We start from the raw sequence: 20,294 nt of genomic DNA, 5'->3' as shown, positions 1-20,294 counted from the left end.
CATGTCCATGAGTAGGCGCATGACTCAACAGATACAAATAGGATTGCTGGTGGGATTGGTATTACTCGGCATCACGTTGTTTGGAAAAGGATTCTATATGCAAGCGAAAGCACACTTTGCCCAATATTTGATTGAACAAGCCTGGGCTAAAACCTTAATCGATGGTCAATCCCATAAGCCTTGGTCCTGGGCCGATACCTATCCCGTGGCTAAGCTCTCCATCGAGCAGGCCAAAAGACCGAATCACTTCGATGGTCCGGCATCCAACGACAGCTTATATGTGCTGGCGGGCGCATCAGGTCGTAATTTGGCCTTCGGGCCAGCCTTAGTGTTATCGAGTGCCCCCGCTGGCGCGCAAGGTAATACTGTGATTGCAGGGCACAGGGATACGCATTTTGCGATGTTAAATGGCATCAGTGTTGGACGCCGCTTGGCGCTGCAAACCGCGACGGGCAAAGAAATTGTTTACCAAGTAGTCGCGACCGAAGTGGTGCACGAATCGCAAACTGAGTTGATGGCGCCAAGTGAGGATAATCGTTTAACCTTGATCACTTGCTATCCCTTCGATGCGTTGCAAGGTGGGGCGGAACTGCGTTTTGTGGTGCAGGCTTTTCCGATCGAACCCGAGCCTGCTGCGGTACAATCCGCTGAAACGATGGCCACACAGGCGATGGTTCAAAAGGTGGCCTAGCGGTAACGCTTTTATCCTAAAACTTATTTAAAAACGTTGAGTTAACAGCTTTGTGTAAATTCTAACGTGAAGATAAGCATGTAAATAAGTCGGTGAGATAAAAAGAGGGCGCTAAGCCGCTGTTGATAAAGCTCACGACAATCAAAGCGTGATAACCATGGCCTGATGGGCATGGCGTGAAAACTGGCGTGATGAACAAAAAGGCAGAACCAGAGTTCTGCCTTTTTGTTCGAGCTAGTTGCTCATCGGCATCACCCGATTTCGACCTAAGCGTTTGGCTTCATAAAGTAGCATATCCGCTCTTTCGATGAGGTGAATAGCCACTTGTTTTTCCTGCCACTGGGCGACACCGAAGGAGGCGGTGATATTGTCGATACGTTGATCTTTGCGCCTATCCTTGAGGCTGAGTTTCTCGAGCCCACGGCGCATGGCCTCGGCCAGTTGCCGCGCAATACGCAGTTGGCTTTTCGGCACGATAATCGCAAACTCCTCGCCGCCGAAGCGGTACAACTTACAACCATCCCGACAGGCTTCCTGCAAACGCTTTGATACAGCTTTTAATACTTGATCGCCCAGCTGGTGGCCATAGTTGTCGTTAAAGGCTTTAAAGTGATCGATATCGACCAAGATAAGACAGGTGCCCTCGGGGGCCTGTGCCAACATGCCGGCGAGGTCGGCGTCGAAGGCGCGGCGGTTTAAACAGCCCGTGAGTGCATCGTAAAGTACATCTTTCTCTGATTTTTCAAGCTTTTGTTTTAACGCATCAATCTCAGTCTGTGCTTTTTGTAACTGGGAAGTGAAATACTCAGTGCTCGAGCGAATATTCTCGGACTCTTTCACCAAATTACGCACTAAATCCAGCACTTGCTCGACGCTAAGCGCGCCTTCTTCAATGCCATTGAGTTTGGCAAAGTTGGTGTTAATACAGGTCTGGAACTCAGTTGCATCGAGATTGGTATCCCGAATCGATTGCGACAGCTCAGTGGCCATGGCCTCAAGGTTGAGCCGCATATCGCGAACATCCAACTCAACCGGATCGGCGACATACTGGCGAAACAACAACTCGCTACTGACTGGCGGGCAAGTGTTGTAGTGGGCGATAACCGTATCAAGCTGTGCGTTTAACGCTGGGTTTTGTTCGCCCACGTAGGTATACCACAGGGCATAATTGATTGGCGTGGTGGGAATTTGATGCTTGAGCATTAAGGGAACCGCTTTTTTAAGATTTAAGGCTGCGGTTTGTAATAAATCTCGTGACATGGATACATCCCAATAAAAATAACTCGATAAACTTGGTATACCACATTTGGGTAAACAGTTTTGCTCGTTAAATCCCGTTACAACTAATGCCCAAATGCAGGCTGAATTACCTGCCAAAAGCGTTGGGGGATATGATAGAGTTTATCGCTAAAATTAAATAATGATAATAACTTGGGAGAAAGTCTTGAAAAATTTCATCCTTGCCGGTGCCCTAGGTTCCTTACTGTCACTGCCTGCTATGGCCGCATCTTCCTTCAGTGATAGCCTGGATCTCGGCCAGTATCGCACCGACGTTAAAACCTTAGCCAGTGATGCCTTCGGCGGTCGCGCGCCCTTATCTGAAGGCGAGCAACTGACGATTGATTACCTTGAGAAGGCCTTTAAAGAGATGGGGCTTAAGCCTGGGTTTGGCGACAGCTATTTGCAGGCGGTACCGCTAGCGAAAATCACCGCCGATCAAAACATGCAACTGGATATCGGCGGACTCAAGTTTGCCAATGGCAGCGAATTTACCGCCAGAACCCAGAGAATTAGCGATAAAGTCAACCTCAGTAATAGCGATGTGGTGTTTGTCGGTTATGGCATCAATGCGCCTGAATATGGTTGGAATGACTATCAGGGCCTCGATGTCAAAGGCAAAACCGTGATTGTGCTCGTCAATGACCCAGGTTTTGCGACTCAAGATCCCAAGGTCTTTAAAGGCAATGCCATGACCTACTATGGTCGCTGGACTTACAAATACGAAGAGGCCGCGCGTCAAGGCGCCGAAGCTGTATTTATCGTCCATGAGACGGCACCTGCCGCCTATGGCTGGGGCGTGGTGCAAAACTCCAATACTGGCACTAAATTCACCTTGATCGATGCCAATAATAATCAAGGGCAGGTGGGCGTGATGGGCTGGGTGCAACATGATGTCGCCAATAAGATTTTTGCTAAGGCCGGCATGGACTTCGATACCTTAAAGCAACAAGCCGCCAAGCCAAACTTTAAGGCCATTCCCTTAAAGTTAAAGGCGAATGTGAGTTTAAATAATACGATTGAGCGCGCCGAATCCCACAATGTGGCGGCATTGTTGCCCGGCAAGAGTCGCCCCGATGAAGTGGTGATGATGCATGCTCATTGGGATCATCTGGGTACAGTCATTGAAGATGGTAAGCCAGAGATCATTAATGGCGCCGTGGATAACGCCAGTGGTGTGGCGGGAGTGTTAGCACTGGCGCGTTACTTTGCTAAACAAGCGCAAAGTGCGCCGCTTGAGCGTTCGATTCTGTTTAGTGCCTTTACTGCCGAGGAAACTGGCTTGATCGGCGCCCAGCACTTTGCCCAGCATCCGAGTGTGCCGACCAAAAATATCGTGTCGTTTTTGAATATCGACGGCATGAATATGAACCAAGGTGTGGATTATATTCTGCGCTACGGTGAGGGTGTGTCTGAATTAGAAAACTATTTGAACAAGGCCGCTAAGGCGCAGGGACGGGTGGTGAAGGGCGATCCAAGACCACAAAATGGTTTGATGTTTAGATCGGACCACTTCGCGCTGGCCCAACAAGGCGTGCCCGGCTTGTTATTTATGAGCCTTGGGGATACGGATCCTGACTATATTGCCCACAAATACCACAAGGGCGCCGATGATTATGATCCTAACTGGACCCTCGAAGGGGTGAAGCAGGATTTAGAGCTGATGGCGAGCATGCTAACCACCTTAGCCAATGGCACCGATTGGCCACATTGGTTAGAGGCATCAGACTTTAAGACCAAGCGTGAGCAAGACGGTCGGAAAAAGTAATCATATTAAACAAAAGCAAAAAAGGACGCCTAGGCGTCCTTTTTTATGCTTATCAATCTATTAGAAGGTATAGCTGACCGAAAGCATCGGGCCGATAAAACTGTAGTAAATGTTGTAGTCGGCGATTTGAGTATCTTTATTCGGTGATTTTTGGGCGATATCCACATCGACCTTGTAGTAGTTGTAGGCCACGCTCATGCGCCAGTTATCGGTGATATTGGCATCGATGCCGAGTTTAACATCTACCAGTTCGCCTTTTACATCATTGAGTTTGATGTAGAAATACTGGGCATGGGTCGTCAGCTTCCAGCCGGGGATAAATTCATAGTTGGCATAGACGCCAAAATCAGGCAAAGGTGCAGTGACATTTTCATCGACGATGCGGGGGATGGCTTGGCTACCACAAACATTGTTCAGCAGCTCAGAGGCATGGCAGACACCGATAACGCCTTCAAAGCCGGTCTTGATAAACATAGTGTGCAAACCAAGGGAAATGCCCACATCGTAGTCGCTGCCTTGGATGGCATCGTAACCGTAACCGAGCCGCAGAATATCAATATTTAAGGTGGAGTTGAGCTTGCCCCCAGCCTTAATGTCGTAAATGGTGTCGTTTATTTCGATTTGAAAGGGTTTGGATAAGGCTTGCGTTTCGGCGCTGCGGTGAAGTTGTTTCCAGTCGAGGTAAATATTATGCCGCTCGTTAAAGTGATAATTGACTTCAACAAAGGGTAAAAACTCATTCTCGGCCAGTTGCAGATCGGATTCATAGTCTAAGGTGAAGTTATTACCCGTGGTCGGGTTCGTCACCTCCATATTGGTATCAGACTGTGAATAAAATCCCCCTAACTCAAGGCTCAATTCCCCCGCCAGCACAGGACTGCTGCCGAGTAGAGCGATCAATAGGGGTGTTAGACGAGTAGAAATCAACGTTACTCCAGTATTCTTCTTATTATATCCAGCGATAACATCAGACTTTTGTGCCATAAGCCATGGACATTTGGAGTGTAACAGCAAATTTCAAAATGTGAATAAAATGTTTTATAAATTGCCGTGTTTTGTGATTTAAAACAAAAGTAGTACTGCTAATAAGCTTGGTATGATGAGCTTGTGGGGCGGATCACGGAAATTTGCATCCCAGTGATTTGTGACGAAAATGTATAGTCAGGCCAAAAAATGCGGCCCAGTAAAGACTGGGCCGCAGATAAGAGCTTAAGGATGCAGCATCACTTGCTATGCGTGTTAGCGGTAGGTGTCGAGGCGCTGGTATTCGTCGCGGAACTCACCTCTGGCGCTGCCATTTGAGCAGGCGTTGACTCGCTACTTTTCTCGTCCTTGTTAAACATGCCTAAACGGATGCGGATAAAGTGCAGGATTTGCGCAGCAATATCCACGTTTAAGCAGGATTCTAAGCCTTCGAAACCGGGGGATGAGTTGGCTTCACAGATTTTGTAGTGGCCGTTATCGAATAACAAATCGATACCTGCAACATCTAAATCAAGAATATTGGCGGTTTGTGTCGCTAGCCATTCGATTTCAGGTGTGATCTCGAAGGGGCGCGCCGAACCTCCCGCGCTGACATTTGCTTTAAAGCTGTCTTCTTGCCCACGGCGTTCATAGCAGCCGGCTACGCGTCCACCAATAGTAAATACCCTGAGATCGCGGCCGTGGCTGTTGGCGATAAACTCCTGCAAAATAATGTTGGCGTTTTTATTGGTCGCTTCGATTAATTGCATTAAATCATCAAATTCGCGGGCCTTATGGGACAAAAATACGCCGCTACCCTGAGAGCCCGAGAGGGTTTTAATCACCACGGGAAAACCTAAGTGACGTTCAACCAGTTCGATATCGACGGGGAACTTCACCAACATGGTTTTGGGCGTGGGTAAATTCTTCTCGGCCAGTAATTGCTGGGAAAAGAGCTTATCTTTAACGATTTCAATGGCTTTAGATGGATTTAAGCAGTAAACCCCTAAGCGTTCTAAATGGCGAATGATCGCCAACGCAAAGTAAGTGGTGCCGGAGCCCATTCTCGGGATGATAAAATCGGGTAATTCAACGGGCTGGCCGTTTAACAAAATACTCTTGTTGTCTTCTCTCGTCACGGTGAGATCGAACTCATCCGGAGCATACACTTCTAACTCAATATTGTCGGCCTTGGCTGCTGCCAATAGACGTTCAATTTCATACAATTCAGGTTTTAGCTGAGTCGCGGTTTCTTTATATAAAATCCACCCACGCATTTAATCGCAAACCTTCATTTTCATTCTTTATCCTCGGGTTCAGCTTCATCCTGAACATCATCGTCAATTTCGACATCCACATCGAATGCCGCTTCGGGCTCGGCCTCAGGCTTAGTGGGGGGCAAATGTACTGTGCCAACCACGGCATAAAAGGGTTTACCTAGGGCGAGTTTGCGGTACTTTAACCAGATCTGCTCTAACAAGCTACTGGGAGCGATGTTTCCTTTGATGACTTCGACAAATTGCGCTTCATCGGCGGTGACGGGGAGTGTCTTGCCTTCGTCGAGATTTTTCATGGCATGGCCATGTATTTCAAGCAGTTCGGCTTCTTTACTGGTGAAGTCGCCACTGCGCTTAAAACCTTTCGGGAAATTGGCATCGTCATAAAAACGTTTATGGGATACAAAGCTGGCAGCTGAGCCGTTCACCGTCTCAGAACCCTTGTTAGCGTTTGAAAAAGACTGTTCAGACATGGCTGTTACCTTCTAGTTTTTGATATACAAAGATTTGCAACTGGAGTATTGGCTAGTATTATTGATTTATAAATCAAAAAAATTTGCCAATGTTGGTCAAGAATTTTTATGGATACCGATTTACTTAAGACCTTTTTGGAAGTCTCCCGTACCCGTCATTTTGGCAAGGCCGCGGAAAATCTTTACCTTACCCGCAGCGCGGTAAGCTTTCGGGTAAAACAGCTCGAAAGCATTCTTGGTGTCGCCTTATTTGAGCGCCAACGCAACAATATTCAGCCCACCCCGGCGGGCGAACGTATGCTTGGACATGCTGAAGCGGTATTAACCGCATGGGAGCGCGCCAAGCAAGATGTTTCCCTCAGTCAGTTACAATCGACTCAACTCGCCATTGGCGCAGGCCCCAATATTTGGGACGCCTACCTGCAGGGGCATTTACAGCATTTGCATGTGGGATTACCCGGTGTTGCCCTGCGGACCGAAGTGTTGCCATTAACTGTGATGACACGGCAATTGATGGACCGCACCCTCGATTTGGCGATTTCCTTCGACCCACCCAAACTGGACCAATTCGAACTGGTGCAATTAGGCCAAATTAATTTATTGCTGGTGTCCAAAACCATGGATGTGGCGGTGAATGCGGTGCAGGCAGGGCAATATGTCAAAGTGGATTGGGGCACGGCTTTTAATATCCTGCATGCCCAGGAATATGCTGCTTTACCCGTGCCGACCTTACACACTAGCTCGGCCCGTATCGCCTTGGATTTTATCTTGAATAACGGTGGCTGCGCGTTTTTACCCGAACATTTGGTTCAGCCACTGCTGAACCGCGGGGAGTTGCATTTAGTTGCGGGAGCGAGCCCCATTTCACGCAGCGTGTATGTTGCCTACTGGGCCGAGAATGACCGCTTAGAGCAAATCAAACAGGCGATTGGCTTTTTAGCCGATACGTCAGCTGAAATACGCTAATCTGTAACAACTGCATATAAAAAACGCCTTTGGGAGATATCTCAAAGGCGTTTTTTACAGCAGAACAATCAGTTAAGAAGTAACACTTCGCTTTGTTAGGTAAATGCGCTCGTTAAAGATTGCTAAATCAAAGCATTTAATCAATAGCGTATTAAATAAATAGCGGTAGCAGCACCACAAGCCAGGTGATACCGCAGAGCGCTAGACTCATAAATACCGCGGCAGAGGCGATATCTTTTGCTTGACCACTGAGGTGATGGATTTCACTGCCAACACGGTCAACCACGGCTTCAATTGCCGAGTTCAATAGCTCAACAATCAACACGATAAATAAGGTTAAGATCAACATCAGCCGTTCCATGGTGCTGATATCGACCAACAGTGCGACGGGCAGCATGACTACGGCCAGCATCAATTCCTGTCTAAAAGCGGCTTCGTGGATCCAAGCGGCTTTTAAGCCCTTCATCGAAAATCCCGTCGCTCTAAAGATGCGTTTAATACCGTGGTTGTTTGCTGGTTTCATAATAATTCCATCGACTTGGGCGATTGTTCGCGAAGCATTTACCCGTTCAAACCGCCTACGACTCGCGTGTTAACATTTGAACGAGCTTAAAAAAGAGGCCGCAGTATAGCCCGATAACTTAAGCGTATAAATAGCTAAACCGACAAATTCGCAGTCCTGCTAGGGTGTTACCTGACAGTGGTCGTATTCGCGGCGAATAAATCTTAAGACTAAGCTTGAAGCTCAATACCGCTTTAATGAAGAGGCAAAGGAATGACTCTTACAACTCGCTTACAATTTTTAACATTTGCATTTGTGCTGCGTGTCGCTGTTTTCTTCGGTCTTTACTGCGGAATTTGCGGCTTATTCATGGCTGTGAGTGACGCCAATCCCGAAGCACCGAATATTCAATTAGCGACAGAGTTTTCAAAGGAGAAGAGTGCCCACATCAGTGATTTTCTTGTCAGCGAAAAACTCGATGGTGTGCGCGGTTATTGGGATGGCAAACGCTTAATGACTCGTCAGGGCAATCCCATCTTAGCGCCTAGTTGGTTTACTGCGGATTTTCCGCCCACCCCGATGGACGGTGAATTATGGCTCGGGCGAGGGCGGTTTGAGGCCATATCAGGGCTGATTCGCCAAGCGTCCGCGAATGAGAGCGAGTGGCAGAATGTGCGTTTTATGGTGTTTGATTTACCCAAGGCGCAAGGGAGTTTTGCAGCGCGGTATCAGCAGATGCAAACCTTGATTGCAGGTAAATCGGTTTACCTGCAAGTGATTGAACAAGTGAGCGTAGAAAGTGTCGAGGCGCTGTATCAGAAATTAGACACCTTAGTGGCTCAGGGTGGTGAAGGCTTAATCCTGCATCGACGCACGGCGTTATATACGCCGGGTCGTAATCCTAACGTGATGAAGTTAAAGCCCTATTTAGATGCTGAGGCCAAAGTGATTGGCCATATAGCGGGTAAAGGACAGTTTGCCGGGCAACTGGGCGCATTGAGAGTGCAAACAGCTGATGGCCGTGTTTTTAGTATTGGCACGGGTTTTAGCTTGGCCGAGCGTCAGCATCCGCCCGCGATTGGTACGCTTATCACTTACAAATATCTTGGATTAACCGTCAATGGCTTACCGCGCTTTGCGAGCTTCTTGCGGATAAGAAGTGACATGCCGCCAGAGAATAAAGAATAGGTTGCGAAATTGTTGGTTTTTGATAAAGATCGAATGCTTAACAACAGTTTTGCCGGGTATCGTATTGATTATTAATGGGCAATCATATCAAGGAGTGAGTTTTGGTCGACAGTCAACATGGATTAATCCTTTGGAAGCAGCGTGTGCGGCAAGTCTTGACTGCGCCTAAATGGCTTAAACATCCATTCGTGACGCTTAAGCAATTTTGGCAGAGCTTAAATGTTGCCCAGCGTTGTTACCTGTTCGCGTTAATGGCGTTAATGGTATTCCAACCCGAAATTTGGATCGCCGCCATCATCACCGCTATTGCCTTGATTATTGAGTTTTGGCCCAAATTTGCCATGGCTTGGCATACGCTGGCGGGGAAAGCCATTTTCCTGCTGTTTTATGCCGTTATTGCTAACTTTGCTTTAGCTGCGAGCGGCAGTGTGGTGAACGAAATCACCGGTGTATCGGCCTCACATTTGTCCTACACCCATAACTTTGCCATTTTGCTGTATCTGCCGATTTGGTTTGTGTGTATCTCCATCCTTGCCTTACTCCTGTTGCAATTGGTGATCCCTTGTTATTTGTTTTTCCATATCGGATTGCGGATTTTAGGACTCGAAGCCAAGCAGCAAGGCAGTAAAAAACGATTTGTGGTGACAACCGCGCTGGTGCGTATGATTCTGTCTGTGGTGTTGTTATTAAACTTGGTTGCGATTACCGATGGTGAAAACTGGGTAGGGGATTTAGCCAAGAAAACCCAAGCGTTAAAACATGATTCGATAGATAAAAGAGTGGTTAATGAAGGCGAAACCATTCTCAAAGCCGAGGATAGTATTGAACAAGCGGGAACTGAACTCACGCAGCAACCTAACCAAACTGACACCACCGAGACACTTAAGGCCTTTGGTCATAGCTATTACAAAGGGATCCGCGATTTAATTGCCCTATTTGCCTATAAATTTGAAGCCGACGGTCGCAGTCGTTGTGATAAATTGGCCGAATCAGTCGTGATTGAGCTAAATGACTATGAAATATTGGAAATTACCGAGTCTGCCCATGAGCAGTATGGTTACCATTTTGAAGTCAAAAAATGTATTTCTCCCGCCTTTGGTCAGATGGCATCAACACCTAAGTAGCAACACGAGAGGATGTTAAGTTGTTAGAAGATAGAGTGTTAGCAAAAGCACAGTCAGTACGACGTATTTTAATGGTCTGCATGGGTAATATTTGTCGCTCGCCCACCGCCGAGGCCGTTTGCCGCGCTAAAATTCGCGAGCGCCGTCTTAATATCGAAGTCGATTCGGCGGGCACTATTGATTACCACCAAGGGGATCATCCCGACAGTCGCTCTATGGCTGCAGGTAAAAAACGCGGCTTGAGTTTCGACGGCATGCGAGCAAGACAAGTGATTGATGCCGATTTTGAGCATTTCGATCTTATTTTAGCGGCAGATAATAGCAATCTCGCGGATTTGCGCCGCCGTTGTCCACCCGAATATCAATACAAATTAAAGTTGATGCTGTCCTATAGTGATTGCGACACGGATGAGGTTCCCGATCCCTATTACGGTGGCACGCAAGGATTCGAATTAGTCCTCGATCTACTCGAACAGAGTATGGACGCTTTATTAGACCAGTTAGCCGGAAAAACGGATGGGAAGAATAACGATTAAGTGCAACTTGAATAAAGCGTAATTGCCCCAAATCTATATAAGTTTGTCGTCAGGTGTGCAGGATGAATTGTCATTGTTTCCCCTGTGACACGCCATAAACTCCTCCCTGAGGGCTCGACGGCGGCATCCATGCCGCCAACGGTCACAGTTGCAACAATGACAATCTTTACGACCATTGAACTGTTCATCGGCTAAAAGCTTTTGCCCCATTCCGTATTTCAGCTCGTTAGCTCAAACGAAAATTCCCACTCCTGCTGCCATACATATTCTTATCTATTTGCCTATGTTTGGCCTTACCAGAAATCGGCTAACAATGTATGGGTATACAGTCGTATTTAAATTTAGGTGTTTTGGTCTGATTTTTAGACAAAATCAGTACGCACCAATTCCATCAGAAATAAATAAAACTCTATAAAATCAGTTAAATATAGTAACTGAATTTTAGTTAATAGGTTTGAAAAACGCGCATGCGCGTTTTTCCAGATGGTATATTTAACAGAATGCTGATAAGTTCTTTGCATACAGATAGTTAACTGTGCGCGTTTTCACTGGTCCAACGAGGTAAACGCGCATGCGCACTAATAAAATGTTACGTGCTAAGGATTTATTGTGTCATCCGATGATTGGTACAGGAATAAAAATTGGAATGCTTCTATCGAAGAACATTTCTATTCGAAGTTGAAGCGAGCAAGAACGCAGCGAGATCAATATTTAGTAATCCAAGCTCTCACTTTGGCTGATAATGATCCAGAAGTATCGCTTCGTTTGGTTAATGAATACTTCGAATCAAGAAAGGATAAATTTGATGATGTTCGTGCTTTATTGGCAAAAGCAACCGCATTTAAAGCGCTAAACGATTTGGATGGATGTATTTCTGCTTTCAAAGAAGTGCTTGAGAGGGAAAGAGAATTTCCAAACCACCAAACCGGGGTGTACCTTGATTATCCATATTTGGTAGCAACTCGAAAAATTGAAAACGAGTACGCCAATGCTCTTGATGTGCTTAATGAGCATGTTGATAGACTCACGTTTCCTCTTGATCATTATAAGTGGCACGCATCTAAAGCATTAATCGGTAGCGATGGCTCAGAGGCAAAAAAGGCTCTCGAAGCTGCTAAAGTTAAAAAATCTGGATTTCGATTTCATCAAGATGTTGGCTTAGTCGGTAAGGAACATGAAAAGACAATTAAACATCTGTGCAAGATCTGCACGTAACAAAGCCAGCCAGAGGGACAGCCAAACCGCTGCGCGCTTTGTCTGCCCCTGCTGGCGGCGTTATGTTCCCTAAATGGAGAGTTTGTGCAGAGTTTTTCGGTCAGCGTTAATGATAACGACTCTTTCATGTGCTCCAGCACGGATAGAGTTTTTGATGATGTGATTGGCGTAAAAGTCTGTCCAGGATGTCATTACAGGACTAACTTTGAGTTCGTAAATCAGGATTTTAAGATCAAAAGAAAAACATACGATTTATCGGCTACTTATGATGGCTATTATATAGCCTCTCTGAAATTCAAAGAGACTTTAAATAGAGAAGGCATAACCGGCATAAATTTCGTGGCAATCAGTAAAGAACCAGAATATTTTGTCATGTTTGTATCTAACGTAGTTTCCTTTGATACCAAAAAGCGTAAATCTAGAGCTGAGAAATTTTGTTCGGTTTGTGCCAATTACGAATCATATGTTGGTGCCACGCCCGCGTTTTTAAAAGAACTGCCGCGCTTTGATTTATCGCGCACAGATGTTGCCTTTGGCTCCGGTAATGCTAAGCATCCTTTATTGATTGCAAGCGAGAGCTTCGTATCGTTAGTTAAGCGTGAAAAGCTGAAAGGCCTATATTTTGAACCAACAAGAACATAACAAACGGCTGCACCGGACAAATTTCCGCTGTCACCTTTTTTGCAAAAGCAAAAAAGCCGCCATCAAAAATTTGCTCGGTGAGCCGGGCGTTATCTCCTTAGAAATTTTAATCCGAAACTGAAGAGTTAGAGCAAAGGGTCTATGTTGCTTTTGTCCCATTTCATGCTGATGGATTTATCTACAATGGGTGATCTGCTTTAGTGTTTTCATCCCAATGTGGTATTGGCGCCAATGGGATTTATCCGTATCTTGCTTTAGAAGCTTGGCTCATTTTAAGGGAGGTATTATGGCCGAAATTAACGTTATATCTGAGGAAATTCAGAAAGAACTCGAAGGCTTAGCCGAAAAAGGGCTCGTATTGCTCAGTTTGTCGGAGCACACATCGCCGCCGGAGATAGTGGCGGCGATTACAGAACTGACGCGTGACTATCGGGCAAATCAACGAGTGATGGATGATGATGTGATTTACGCACTCGGGGCCTTGCTTGGCTGGCAATATGTAAAAGGGCTCAACTGGCACTGGGGCTCAGTCGTTTGGGACTTTGATGAAGCCAACGGTGCCATTGGAGTATTAAATCACGATAACTCCTTATTTAATAATCCTATTGGCTGGATGGACAATATTATGGCCTCGGAGGGAGGAGTGCCCTTTATGTTGAGTTACAACATGATAGCCGCAGGCCAAGCCCCAGTGTTCGAAGCCAATAGTGCTTCTGGTTTGTACTGATGGAATCGCCCCTAAGCATAAATCGCTTAAGGCTTATATTGTCGCGAATCGATGAATGCCCACGTCGCAGTTAATTTTTGCTGTAGATTGAGTGGGATTGCTCAGCGAAACATGAATACGTGGGAGCAAATAAAAAGCCAGCGCTGAGATGGCGCTGGCTGATACATCAAACTGAGGGCTGTGAATACATTCTGCTGTGCGATAATTCTTAATATAAATAATGACTTTTAATCTAAATCATCACTTTAATGAGCCACTTTAGCCCGCTATTGACGGGGTAAAGTGATTAAACACAGCGCTTAAACGTTATGTCGTTTACCTGAGCGTTTCAGTTTTTCCGCTTCTAGCTTAGCGGCTTTCTCGGCGGCTTTTTCAGCCAGAATACGTTCCACTTCGGCTTTCTCGATTTCGGCCATTGCTGGAGTTTCTAGGGATAATAGGCCAATTCGACCAGAGCGATAGTCGTGTAACACGACTTCCGAAGCTTTATGTAAATCGATGCGACCACCGGGACGCAGGGCACCGCGTTTACGGCCGATTTCTTCGAGTAACGCCATATCATCCTTAGGTAATTCGCTGATGTTATAACGCTCGCAAATTTCCTTCGGGTACGCCTTTAAGAAATAACCTGCGGCAAACAGTGCCACATCTTCGTACTCCATGGCGGTATCTTTAATGGCACCCGTGACGGCGAGACGATAGCTACTGGCTTCGTTATCGACTTTAGGCCATAAAATCCCTGGCGTGTCCGAGAGCACAATGCCGTTGCGTAGGTTAATACGTTGCTGGCTTTTGGTGACGGCGGGTTCGTTTCCGGTTTTGGCGATAACTCGACCGGCTAAGGTGTTGATAATGGTGGACTTACCCACGTTTGGGATCCCCATGATCATAGTGCGAATGTCCTTTTCGGTCTTATCGCGACTCGGCACTAACTTACGGCAAAGATCCGGCAGCATTTTCAGCATACCCGGTTGCAGTGTAGTTATCGCAGTCGCTTTTACCCCTTGTTCACGTTCAAGGTATTCAATCCATTGGGCGGTGATCTCAGGATCGGCTAAGTCGGATTTATTCAGTAGCTTAATACAAGGTTTGTCGCCGCGAAGCTTTGACACCATGGGGTTTTCACTACTGTAGGGAATACGGGCGTCCAGCACCTCAATCACCAGATCGACCTGAGGCATAGCCTCTTCGATCTCTTTGCGTGCCTTGTGCATGTGCCCCGGATACCATTGAATTGCCATGATAGCGCCTTGTTCTAAATGACCTAAAGACGCTTATTCTACCTTGAAGGCGACGAATGTCATAAAAAAAGCGCCCGAAGGCGCTTTAATTGCTTAATCTTGATGCGAATTTGAGCATCTATTGCTTGGGGCTGAGTTAAAGTACGCCCAGTTCGCGCAATCTTTCCATTAAGTAGCTGTCGGCGGTATAACGCTCAGACAGCACGACCGAAGGATTCGGGTGTAAGAATAAGGGCAGAGAAATACGCGACTTAGTCTTATCCGTGCCTTCTGGGTTAATCACGCGGTGTGAGGTGGATGGGAAGTAACCGCCTGAGGCTTCCTGCAACATATCACCAATGTTGATGATAATATTGCCAAAATCACTTGGCACATCTAACCAAGAGCCGTCTTTGGCTTTGACTTGCAGCCCTGGTTCGTTGGCCGCAGGCAGTACAGTGATAAGGTTAATATCTTCGTGGGCGGCAGCGCGGATTGCGCCCATTTCTTCATCGCCCGTCATCGGTGGGTAATGCAGAATGCGCAGCAGGGTTTTGTGGCTGTCGGCAATCATTTCTGGCAGCGGGATAGAGAATTTGGCTTTAACCTCGTCTGGCGAGTAGGTTTCAATCCACTCTAACAGTTCAGAGGCCAGCGCATTGGCTTTTTCATAGTAGGCCAGAATATTGGCACGCAAAGAATCTGGAATACGACCCCAAGTGTACACGTGGTAATACTCTTTGATGTCTTTAACCGTGTGGCCTTTTGCGGTTTCAGAAATCGACGCGGGGAAGAAGCCATCGTGGGTTTCACGATTGAACATAAACTCGTTCTTAGCGTCAGAATTGAAAAAGGCTTGCCACTCAGCGTAAATGCTTTCGACCAGCTCTTTATCGATAGGGTGGTTAGAGAGCACACCAAAGCCCGTTTCACGTAGGGATTCGACAAAGCGTTTGGCGCTATCGGCTGCGCGATAATCAATGGTTTCTAATTTCATATTGTTTCTACTTGTTATATATGGTTGTTAACCAAACACTTTCTAAGGATAAAGGTAAGGAGTCATTGCCACTTATCTCATTATCGGTATGGTGCGCTAAGCCCTAGTGCAAAGCGGCCAAAATAGAAAGCATTTGGGTAGAGAATTGACCCGCAGCAAGTGTAGCTTTGCACTCTGCTTGGTGCAAACACTCAAGACGATGGACTGAGATTACTGCTGAATTTTCCTCCAGTTATTTAAGCAATGGCTCAATCAACAGGATTTTATCGACTAAAGCGGCTACTATGCCAAAAAGCCAATTCAGGCCGAGGCGCAATAAACCTGAGGAATAAACGGTCTTATGCAGGCGAATACCTTAGGAGCTAAAGGAGACTTTTATGAACAAACTGACTGATTTTGAACGCTATGTCATAGAAGAAAAGGGCACTGAACGTCCCTTTAGCGGTGAGTACTATAAACATGACGCCAAAGGCGTGTATTTGTGCAAAAAATGCCATGCGCCTTTGTATCGCTCAGAAGATAAGTTTAATGCTCACTGTGGTTGGCCTGCCTTCGATGATGAAATTCCGGGGGCGGTGAGTCGTCATGTCGACGCCGATGGTCGTCGTACCGAAATCGTCTGTAGTCAGTGTGGCGGTCATCTTGGCCATGTGTTTGAAGGGGAATATTTAACGCCGAAGAATATTCGTCACTGCGTTAATTCTGTCTCTATGGTGTTTCAAGCGGCCGATGAGGTGACAACATCGACGCATAAAACGGCCTTTGCGACCTTTGGGGCGGGCTGTTTTTGGTGTGTTGAAGCGATTTTTAAGAGCCTTAAGGGCGTGCTGAATGTCAGATCTGGTTACTCGGGCGGCGAGGCGAGCGATGCCGATTATAAGTCGGTGTGTTCGGGATTAACTGGGCATGCTGAAGTGGTGCACATCGAGTTTGACCCCGCGCAAATCAGCTTTACAACGCTGCTGCAGGTGTTATTTGAGAGTCACGACCCCACTACGCTCAACCGTCAAGGCAACGATAAAGGGCCGCAGTATCGCTCCGTCGTCTTTACCCACGATGCGGCGCAGATTGAAGAGACCAACACCATGATTGCCAAATTAACCGAGGCAAAGGTATTTGATGCGCCGATAGTGACCCAAGTGGTGGCCTTTGAGTCATTTTATCCCGCTGAGGATTACCATAATGACTATTTCGCCTTGCATGGCGAGCAGCCCTATTGCCAAATTGTGGTGCGGCCAAAGGTTGAAAAGATCAGAGCCCTCTTTGCTGAGCTACAAGCATAGGCTTAATGTGCGAGCAAAATGACGGATAAAAAACGCCACCAATTAGGGTGGCGTTTTCGTTAATTGCTTGCCTGATAGGCTGAAGACTCAGTGTATTAGCGGGATTGCGCTAACCATTCGGCATACTGTTTTGCGTAATAACTGACAATTAAATCGGCGCCAGCACGTTTTAACCCGATAAAGGTCTCGGTGACGACGGCGCGTTCATCGAGGGCGCCCGCCAGTGCGGCAAACTTAATGCCGGCATATTCGCCGCCGACTTGATAAGCCGCTAAGGGAAGGTGGGTTTCCTGTCTTAGGCGACTTAACACATCCAAATAGGGCGTGCCGGGTTTAACCATCAGAATATCCGCGCCTTCCTCTTCATCGAGCAGCGCTTCGAGCAAGGCTTGGCGACCATTAGCGTAATCGAGCTGGTAGCCCTTACGGTTTCCGCTAAGTTCGCAATCCACCGCGGCCCTAAAAGGCCCGTAGAAGGAAGAGGCGAACTTGGCTGCATGGGCCAAAATGGCGATGTGCTCAAAGCCTGCCTCGTCCAGCCCTTGACGAATGGCGTTAATCTGGCCGTCCATCATCGCCGATGGCGCCAGCATATCGGCTCCCGCTTTGGCTGCGGTGATGGATTGTTTAACTAAGTTAGCCACGGTTTGATCGTTACAGACTTCGTCATGGTGCAATACGCCGCAGTGTCCGTGGTCGGTATATTCACAAAAACAAATATCGGGGATCACCATCATCTCTGGCGCAGCGGTTTTGATGGTGCGGATCATCCGTGCGAGTAAGCCATTGTCATCCCAAGTGTCGCTGCCCTGTGCATCTTTGGTGTGGGAAATGCCAAAGGGCATCACATAGCGGATCCCTAATACGTAAAGCCTTTGAATTTCATCGGCAAGCGCACTCTCGGGCAGACGGCTGATCCCCGGCAAGGTTGAAATGGGCACGGCTTGGGTGATGTGCTCTTCAATAAAGAGTGGGTGGACTAAGTCGCTTAGGGAAATCTGGGTTTCACGCACTAGGTCACGCATGGCTTCAGTGCGGCGTAGGCGTCTTAAACGGCGAAGGGGTTTAAGGGTATTTTCTCTGGTACTGCTCATTGAATTTCCTTATTAACAGTGTGAAAGCATCACGCGAAGCTTAGCGTCAAAGGGAGATTGTAAAAACGATGCTTAGGTTGTACTTGTTGTTGCTTTGGTGAGCTTGATTAAGTGAAACAAAAGCTTCAGCACTGTTTGCTCAGACCTAAAATAGGGTAAAAGTTTCCCAATATTTGGCCAAAGGCTGAAGAGGTTGTTGAGTTAGTGATGGCGATCACAAACTCGACGCTAAGCTAATCGAGCCATTAACCGCTGTTTTTAAGCCTTTGCTTTCGATTATTTGATGTTATCATTTGCGCCAATTTACACTTGGTATAGTGCAGGACTTCGATAAGTCACTTTTTCAGTCCAACTATACCCACAGCGCGGTTTTTATATGACAACACCCCAAGACTCTGTTTGTATTCTCGCCCTCGACACTTGTACCGAAGCTTGTTCGGCTGCCCTGTATTATCAAGGACAGGTTTTTGCTGAGTTAGCCGATGCGCCTCGGGAGCATAGTCAGCGTTTATTGCCTATGGTGGAAGCCGTATTAAAACAAGCCAATATCGGCTTAGGTAAACTGGATGCCATTGCCTACGGCCGTGGGCCTGGTAGTTTTACGGGGATCCGTATTTGTACCAGCATGACCCAAGGTTTGGCCCTAGGGTTAGACCTACCCGTGATCGGCATTTCAACCTTAGCGGCCATGGCACAAATGGCGATTGCTGAGCACGCTGCCGAACAAGTGCTCTGTTGTATCGATGCGCGCATGGGAGAAGTGTACTGGGGTCAATTTGTTGCCGTTGATGGCATTGCGACTTTAGTCGGTAAAGAGGTGGTGAGCGCGCCAGAGCAGGTTGAACTGGCATTCGATCTTAATAAAGCCATTGTGGGCTGTGGTACTGGGTTTGACGCCTATCCCGAGTTATTAGCGTTAGGCAGCGGCATTACCTCCTTAGCGGCGGTGAAGTATCCCGATGCTCGAGCCATGTTAGCGCTGGCCGAAGCGGGTATCAAAGCGGGATTAACCACCAGTGTCGATGAACTCGAGCCAGTGTACCTACGTGATACTGTGACATGGAAAAAGTTACCGGGACGTGAATAAACTGTTCATTCTCACCTATGATACGTTAGAATCTAGATTGTCTGCATGGGTTCTCGATGCAGACATCAATTCTTAGTTAGGCATCCGTCACTCCCGCCTAGCAAGGTTAACTAGGCTTATAGGATATAAACTGGGCATTTTGATGCAGGTAAATTCGCTTCAAACGAGTTTGACACAAGCGGTTGCGAGTAATCGCCCCGCAGTCATACAGGGAATGTCGCCGACACAAGCGCCACGCCCTGTGATTGAACTCGATGCGGTTTCTGCCTTAGCCTTTGATGATACAGCGGAAGGGTCATCACAAAACCTACAATCCAGACTCGGTGCCCTGCTCGAGTACGAGCAAAGCACCCGAGGTCATCAAGGGGCTATCGCCCAATATCTACAAACGCAACATGCCGCCAAACGTGAAGAAATTCAGCAGATGGTCGGTGTGGATATTTATGCCTGATAGCGCGCCTGTGTCTTCTCAATCCCGTTTTACTCCTCGTTTAACCGGCGGTTTGCCTAGCCGTGGTTTGTTTATCATCGAACTGATGCTGGCACTCATATTGACGCGCATTCCTTATTTGAGCGTGCCTTTTAAGTGGCTAGAGAGCTATTTCCACGAGTTATCCCATGGGATAGCGACTGTGCTCAGTGGCGGCATAGTGAGTCATATTCAACTCTTTCCCAATGGTGCTGGTTTTTGCTTTAGCCAAGGTGGCTCGCCACTGGTGATTGGATTTGCGGGCTATTTTGGCGCAGCCTGTTGGGGATACCTTATTTATCTGCTGGCAACTTGGCCTAAGGGCATTCGCCTAAGCTTTGCCTTTTTAGGCGGCTTAGTGGTGTTAAGCGGTCTGCTGTGGGGGCGAGATTTACTGACCTTAGCCATATTAGCGGTGCTGACGATAGTGTTATTACTGCCGCTAAAACTCAGCAAAAATAAAATCCTCACGCAATTTTTACGCATTATTGGCCTGATGATCATGCTCAATGCGCTGGCAAGCCCGACGGTATTGCTCGGGCTCGAAGGGCAGGGCGATGCGGTGCTGTTGGCCGAGCGTTCATGGATCCCGGCATGGATTTGGGTCACCATTTGGCTATTTTGCAGTATCTGCGCCTTGTTTATGGCTTGGCGCCGGGTGGACTCCGCCATCTCTCGCTAATCTATGGCGGCATCATGCCGCTATGACATCACAAATATTTACAGCCTAAATAGTCAACTTGTGCGGCTAATTCTTGGATTTTTTTATATAGACTGCTAGCTTAAGTCTTCGG

Annotated in this window: 21 protein-coding genes; 13 read left to right on the top strand and 8 right to left on the bottom strand. The window is 47.2% G+C overall.

Annotated elements, in window-relative coordinates:
• Window positions 1–7 precede the first annotated feature (7 nt).
• Entirely contained in the window at window positions 8–691 is a 684-nt protein-coding gene (locus SHEWANA3_RS12685) for a class GN sortase (protein ID WP_041413065.1), read from the top strand.
• A gap of 234 nt (window positions 692–925) precedes the next feature.
• On the opposite strand, the gene SHEWANA3_RS12680 is transcribed toward SHEWANA3_RS12685, so the two are convergent.
• Window positions 926–1,951: a GGDEF domain-containing protein gene (locus SHEWANA3_RS12680; protein WP_011717337.1), complete on the bottom strand. Its 1,026-nt coding sequence runs from the start codon at window positions 1,949–1,951 to the stop codon at window positions 926–928.
• 160 nt (window positions 1,952–2,111) lie between these two features.
• Here SHEWANA3_RS12680 and SHEWANA3_RS12675 point away from each other — a divergent pair, with 160 nt between their 5' ends.
• Window positions 2,112–3,737, top strand: a complete 1,626-nt coding sequence (locus SHEWANA3_RS12675) for a M28 family metallopeptidase (RefSeq protein ID WP_011717336.1) — start codon at window positions 2,112–2,114, stop codon at window positions 3,735–3,737.
• Between the two features lie 60 nt (window positions 3,738–3,797).
• Here the strand turns inward: SHEWANA3_RS12675 and SHEWANA3_RS12670 are convergent, their stop codons facing one another.
• The 3 genes from SHEWANA3_RS12670 to SHEWANA3_RS12660 form a co-directional block, all read right to left on the bottom strand.
• Window positions 3,798–4,661, bottom strand: coding sequence for a DUF481 domain-containing protein (locus SHEWANA3_RS12670; protein ID WP_041413063.1), 864 nt, complete (start codon window positions 4,659–4,661; stop codon window positions 3,798–3,800).
• Window positions 4,662–4,960: 299 nt separating this feature from the next.
• Window positions 4,961–5,977, bottom strand: a complete 1,017-nt coding sequence (locus SHEWANA3_RS12665; RefSeq protein WP_011717334.1) for a RimK family alpha-L-glutamate ligase — start codon at window positions 5,975–5,977, stop codon at window positions 4,961–4,963.
• A 20-nt stretch (window positions 5,978–5,997) separates the two neighbouring features.
• The gene (locus SHEWANA3_RS12660; RefSeq protein WP_011717333.1) at window positions 5,998–6,450 is read right to left on the bottom strand and encodes a DUF413 domain-containing protein; all 453 of its coding nucleotides are present in this window, start codon (window positions 6,448–6,450) and stop codon (window positions 5,998–6,000) included.
• Between the two features lie 108 nt (window positions 6,451–6,558).
• Between SHEWANA3_RS12660 and hdfR the strand changes: the two genes are divergently transcribed.
• Window positions 6,559–7,416: an HTH-type transcriptional regulator HdfR gene (gene hdfR, locus SHEWANA3_RS12655; RefSeq protein WP_011717332.1), complete on the top strand. Its 858-nt coding sequence runs from the start codon at window positions 6,559–6,561 to the stop codon at window positions 7,414–7,416.
• A gap of 151 nt (window positions 7,417–7,567) precedes the next feature.
• Here the strand turns inward: hdfR and SHEWANA3_RS12650 are convergent, their stop codons facing one another.
• Window positions 7,568–7,939, bottom strand: a complete 372-nt coding sequence (locus tag SHEWANA3_RS12650) for a diacylglycerol kinase (protein WP_011717331.1) — start codon at window positions 7,937–7,939, stop codon at window positions 7,568–7,570.
• A 252-nt stretch (window positions 7,940–8,191) separates the two neighbouring features.
• Here SHEWANA3_RS12650 and SHEWANA3_RS12645 point away from each other — a divergent pair, with 252 nt between their 5' ends.
• From SHEWANA3_RS12645 to SHEWANA3_RS12620, 6 genes are all read left to right on the top strand, one after another.
• Window positions 8,192–9,106 carry a DNA ligase gene (locus SHEWANA3_RS12645; RefSeq protein WP_011717330.1) on the top strand — a complete coding sequence of 305 codons (915 nt, stop codon included), beginning with the start codon at window positions 8,192–8,194 and terminating at the stop codon, window positions 9,104–9,106.
• A gap of 101 nt (window positions 9,107–9,207) precedes the next feature.
• Entirely contained in the window at window positions 9,208–10,230 is a 1,023-nt protein-coding gene (locus SHEWANA3_RS12640; protein ID WP_011717329.1) for a hypothetical protein, read from the top strand.
• 71 nt (window positions 10,231–10,301) lie between these two features.
• Window positions 10,302–10,766 carry a low molecular weight protein-tyrosine-phosphatase gene (locus SHEWANA3_RS12635; protein ID WP_041413060.1) on the top strand — a complete coding sequence of 155 codons (465 nt, stop codon included), beginning with the start codon at window positions 10,302–10,304 and terminating at the stop codon, window positions 10,764–10,766.
• Window positions 10,767–11,375: 609 nt separating this feature from the next.
• Window positions 11,376–11,981 (top strand): hypothetical protein, encoded by a 606-nt coding sequence (locus tag SHEWANA3_RS12630; protein WP_011717327.1) that lies wholly within the window; start codon window positions 11,376–11,378, stop codon window positions 11,979–11,981.
• A gap of 84 nt (window positions 11,982–12,065) precedes the next feature.
• The gene (locus SHEWANA3_RS12625) at window positions 12,066–12,623 is read left to right on the top strand and encodes a hypothetical protein (RefSeq protein ID WP_011717326.1); all 558 of its coding nucleotides are present in this window, start codon (window positions 12,066–12,068) and stop codon (window positions 12,621–12,623) included.
• Window positions 12,624–12,909: 286 nt separating this feature from the next.
• Window positions 12,910–13,350, top strand: coding sequence for a hypothetical protein (locus SHEWANA3_RS12620; protein ID WP_011717325.1), 441 nt, complete (start codon window positions 12,910–12,912; stop codon window positions 13,348–13,350).
• 299 nt (window positions 13,351–13,649) lie between these two features.
• Here the strand turns inward: SHEWANA3_RS12620 and ylqF are convergent, their stop codons facing one another.
• Entirely contained in the window at window positions 13,650–14,591 is a 942-nt protein-coding gene (gene ylqF, locus SHEWANA3_RS12615) for a ribosome biogenesis GTPase YlqF (RefSeq protein ID WP_011717324.1), read from the bottom strand.
• A 136-nt stretch (window positions 14,592–14,727) separates the two neighbouring features.
• Window positions 14,728–15,567, bottom strand: coding sequence for a 2OG-Fe(II) oxygenase family protein (locus tag SHEWANA3_RS12610; RefSeq protein WP_011717323.1), 840 nt, complete (start codon window positions 15,565–15,567; stop codon window positions 14,728–14,730).
• 377 nt (window positions 15,568–15,944) lie between these two features.
• Here SHEWANA3_RS12610 and SHEWANA3_RS12605 point away from each other — a divergent pair, with 377 nt between their 5' ends.
• On the top strand, window positions 15,945–16,850 hold the full coding sequence (locus SHEWANA3_RS12605) for a bifunctional methionine sulfoxide reductase B/A protein (RefSeq protein ID WP_011717322.1): 906 nt from the start codon (window positions 15,945–15,947) through the stop codon (window positions 16,848–16,850).
• Window positions 16,851–16,945: 95 nt separating this feature from the next.
• On the opposite strand, the gene hemB is transcribed toward SHEWANA3_RS12605, so the two are convergent.
• Entirely contained in the window at window positions 16,946–17,944 is a 999-nt protein-coding gene (gene hemB, locus SHEWANA3_RS12600; protein ID WP_011717321.1) for a porphobilinogen synthase, read from the bottom strand.
• 376 nt (window positions 17,945–18,320) lie between these two features.
• Between hemB and tsaB the strand changes: the two genes are divergently transcribed.
• The 3 genes from tsaB to SHEWANA3_RS12585 all read left to right on the top strand — a co-directional run bounded on the left by tsaB (window position 18,321) and on the right by SHEWANA3_RS12585 (window position 20,182).
• The gene (gene tsaB / locus SHEWANA3_RS12595) at window positions 18,321–19,031 is read left to right on the top strand and encodes a tRNA (adenosine(37)-N6)-threonylcarbamoyltransferase complex dimerization subunit type 1 TsaB (protein ID WP_011717320.1); all 711 of its coding nucleotides are present in this window, start codon (window positions 18,321–18,323) and stop codon (window positions 19,029–19,031) included.
• 142 nt (window positions 19,032–19,173) lie between these two features.
• Entirely contained in the window at window positions 19,174–19,482 is a 309-nt protein-coding gene (locus SHEWANA3_RS12590; protein WP_011717319.1) for a hypothetical protein, read from the top strand.
• Complete coding sequence (locus tag SHEWANA3_RS12585) at window positions 19,475–20,182, top strand: M50 family metallopeptidase (protein ID WP_011717318.1); 708 nt, start codon at window positions 19,475–19,477, stop codon at window positions 20,180–20,182. Before SHEWANA3_RS12590 ends, SHEWANA3_RS12585 begins: the two co-directional genes overlap by 8 nt.
• Window positions 20,183–20,294: the final 112 nt, after the last annotated feature.

It is taken from the genome of Shewanella sp. ANA-3 (assembly GCF_000203935.1).
Classification (GTDB): Bacteria; Pseudomonadota; Gammaproteobacteria; order Enterobacterales; family Shewanellaceae; genus Shewanella.
The sequence above is the reverse complement of the archived record's forward strand: the minus strand, read 5'-3'. Positions and strand labels throughout refer to the sequence as shown.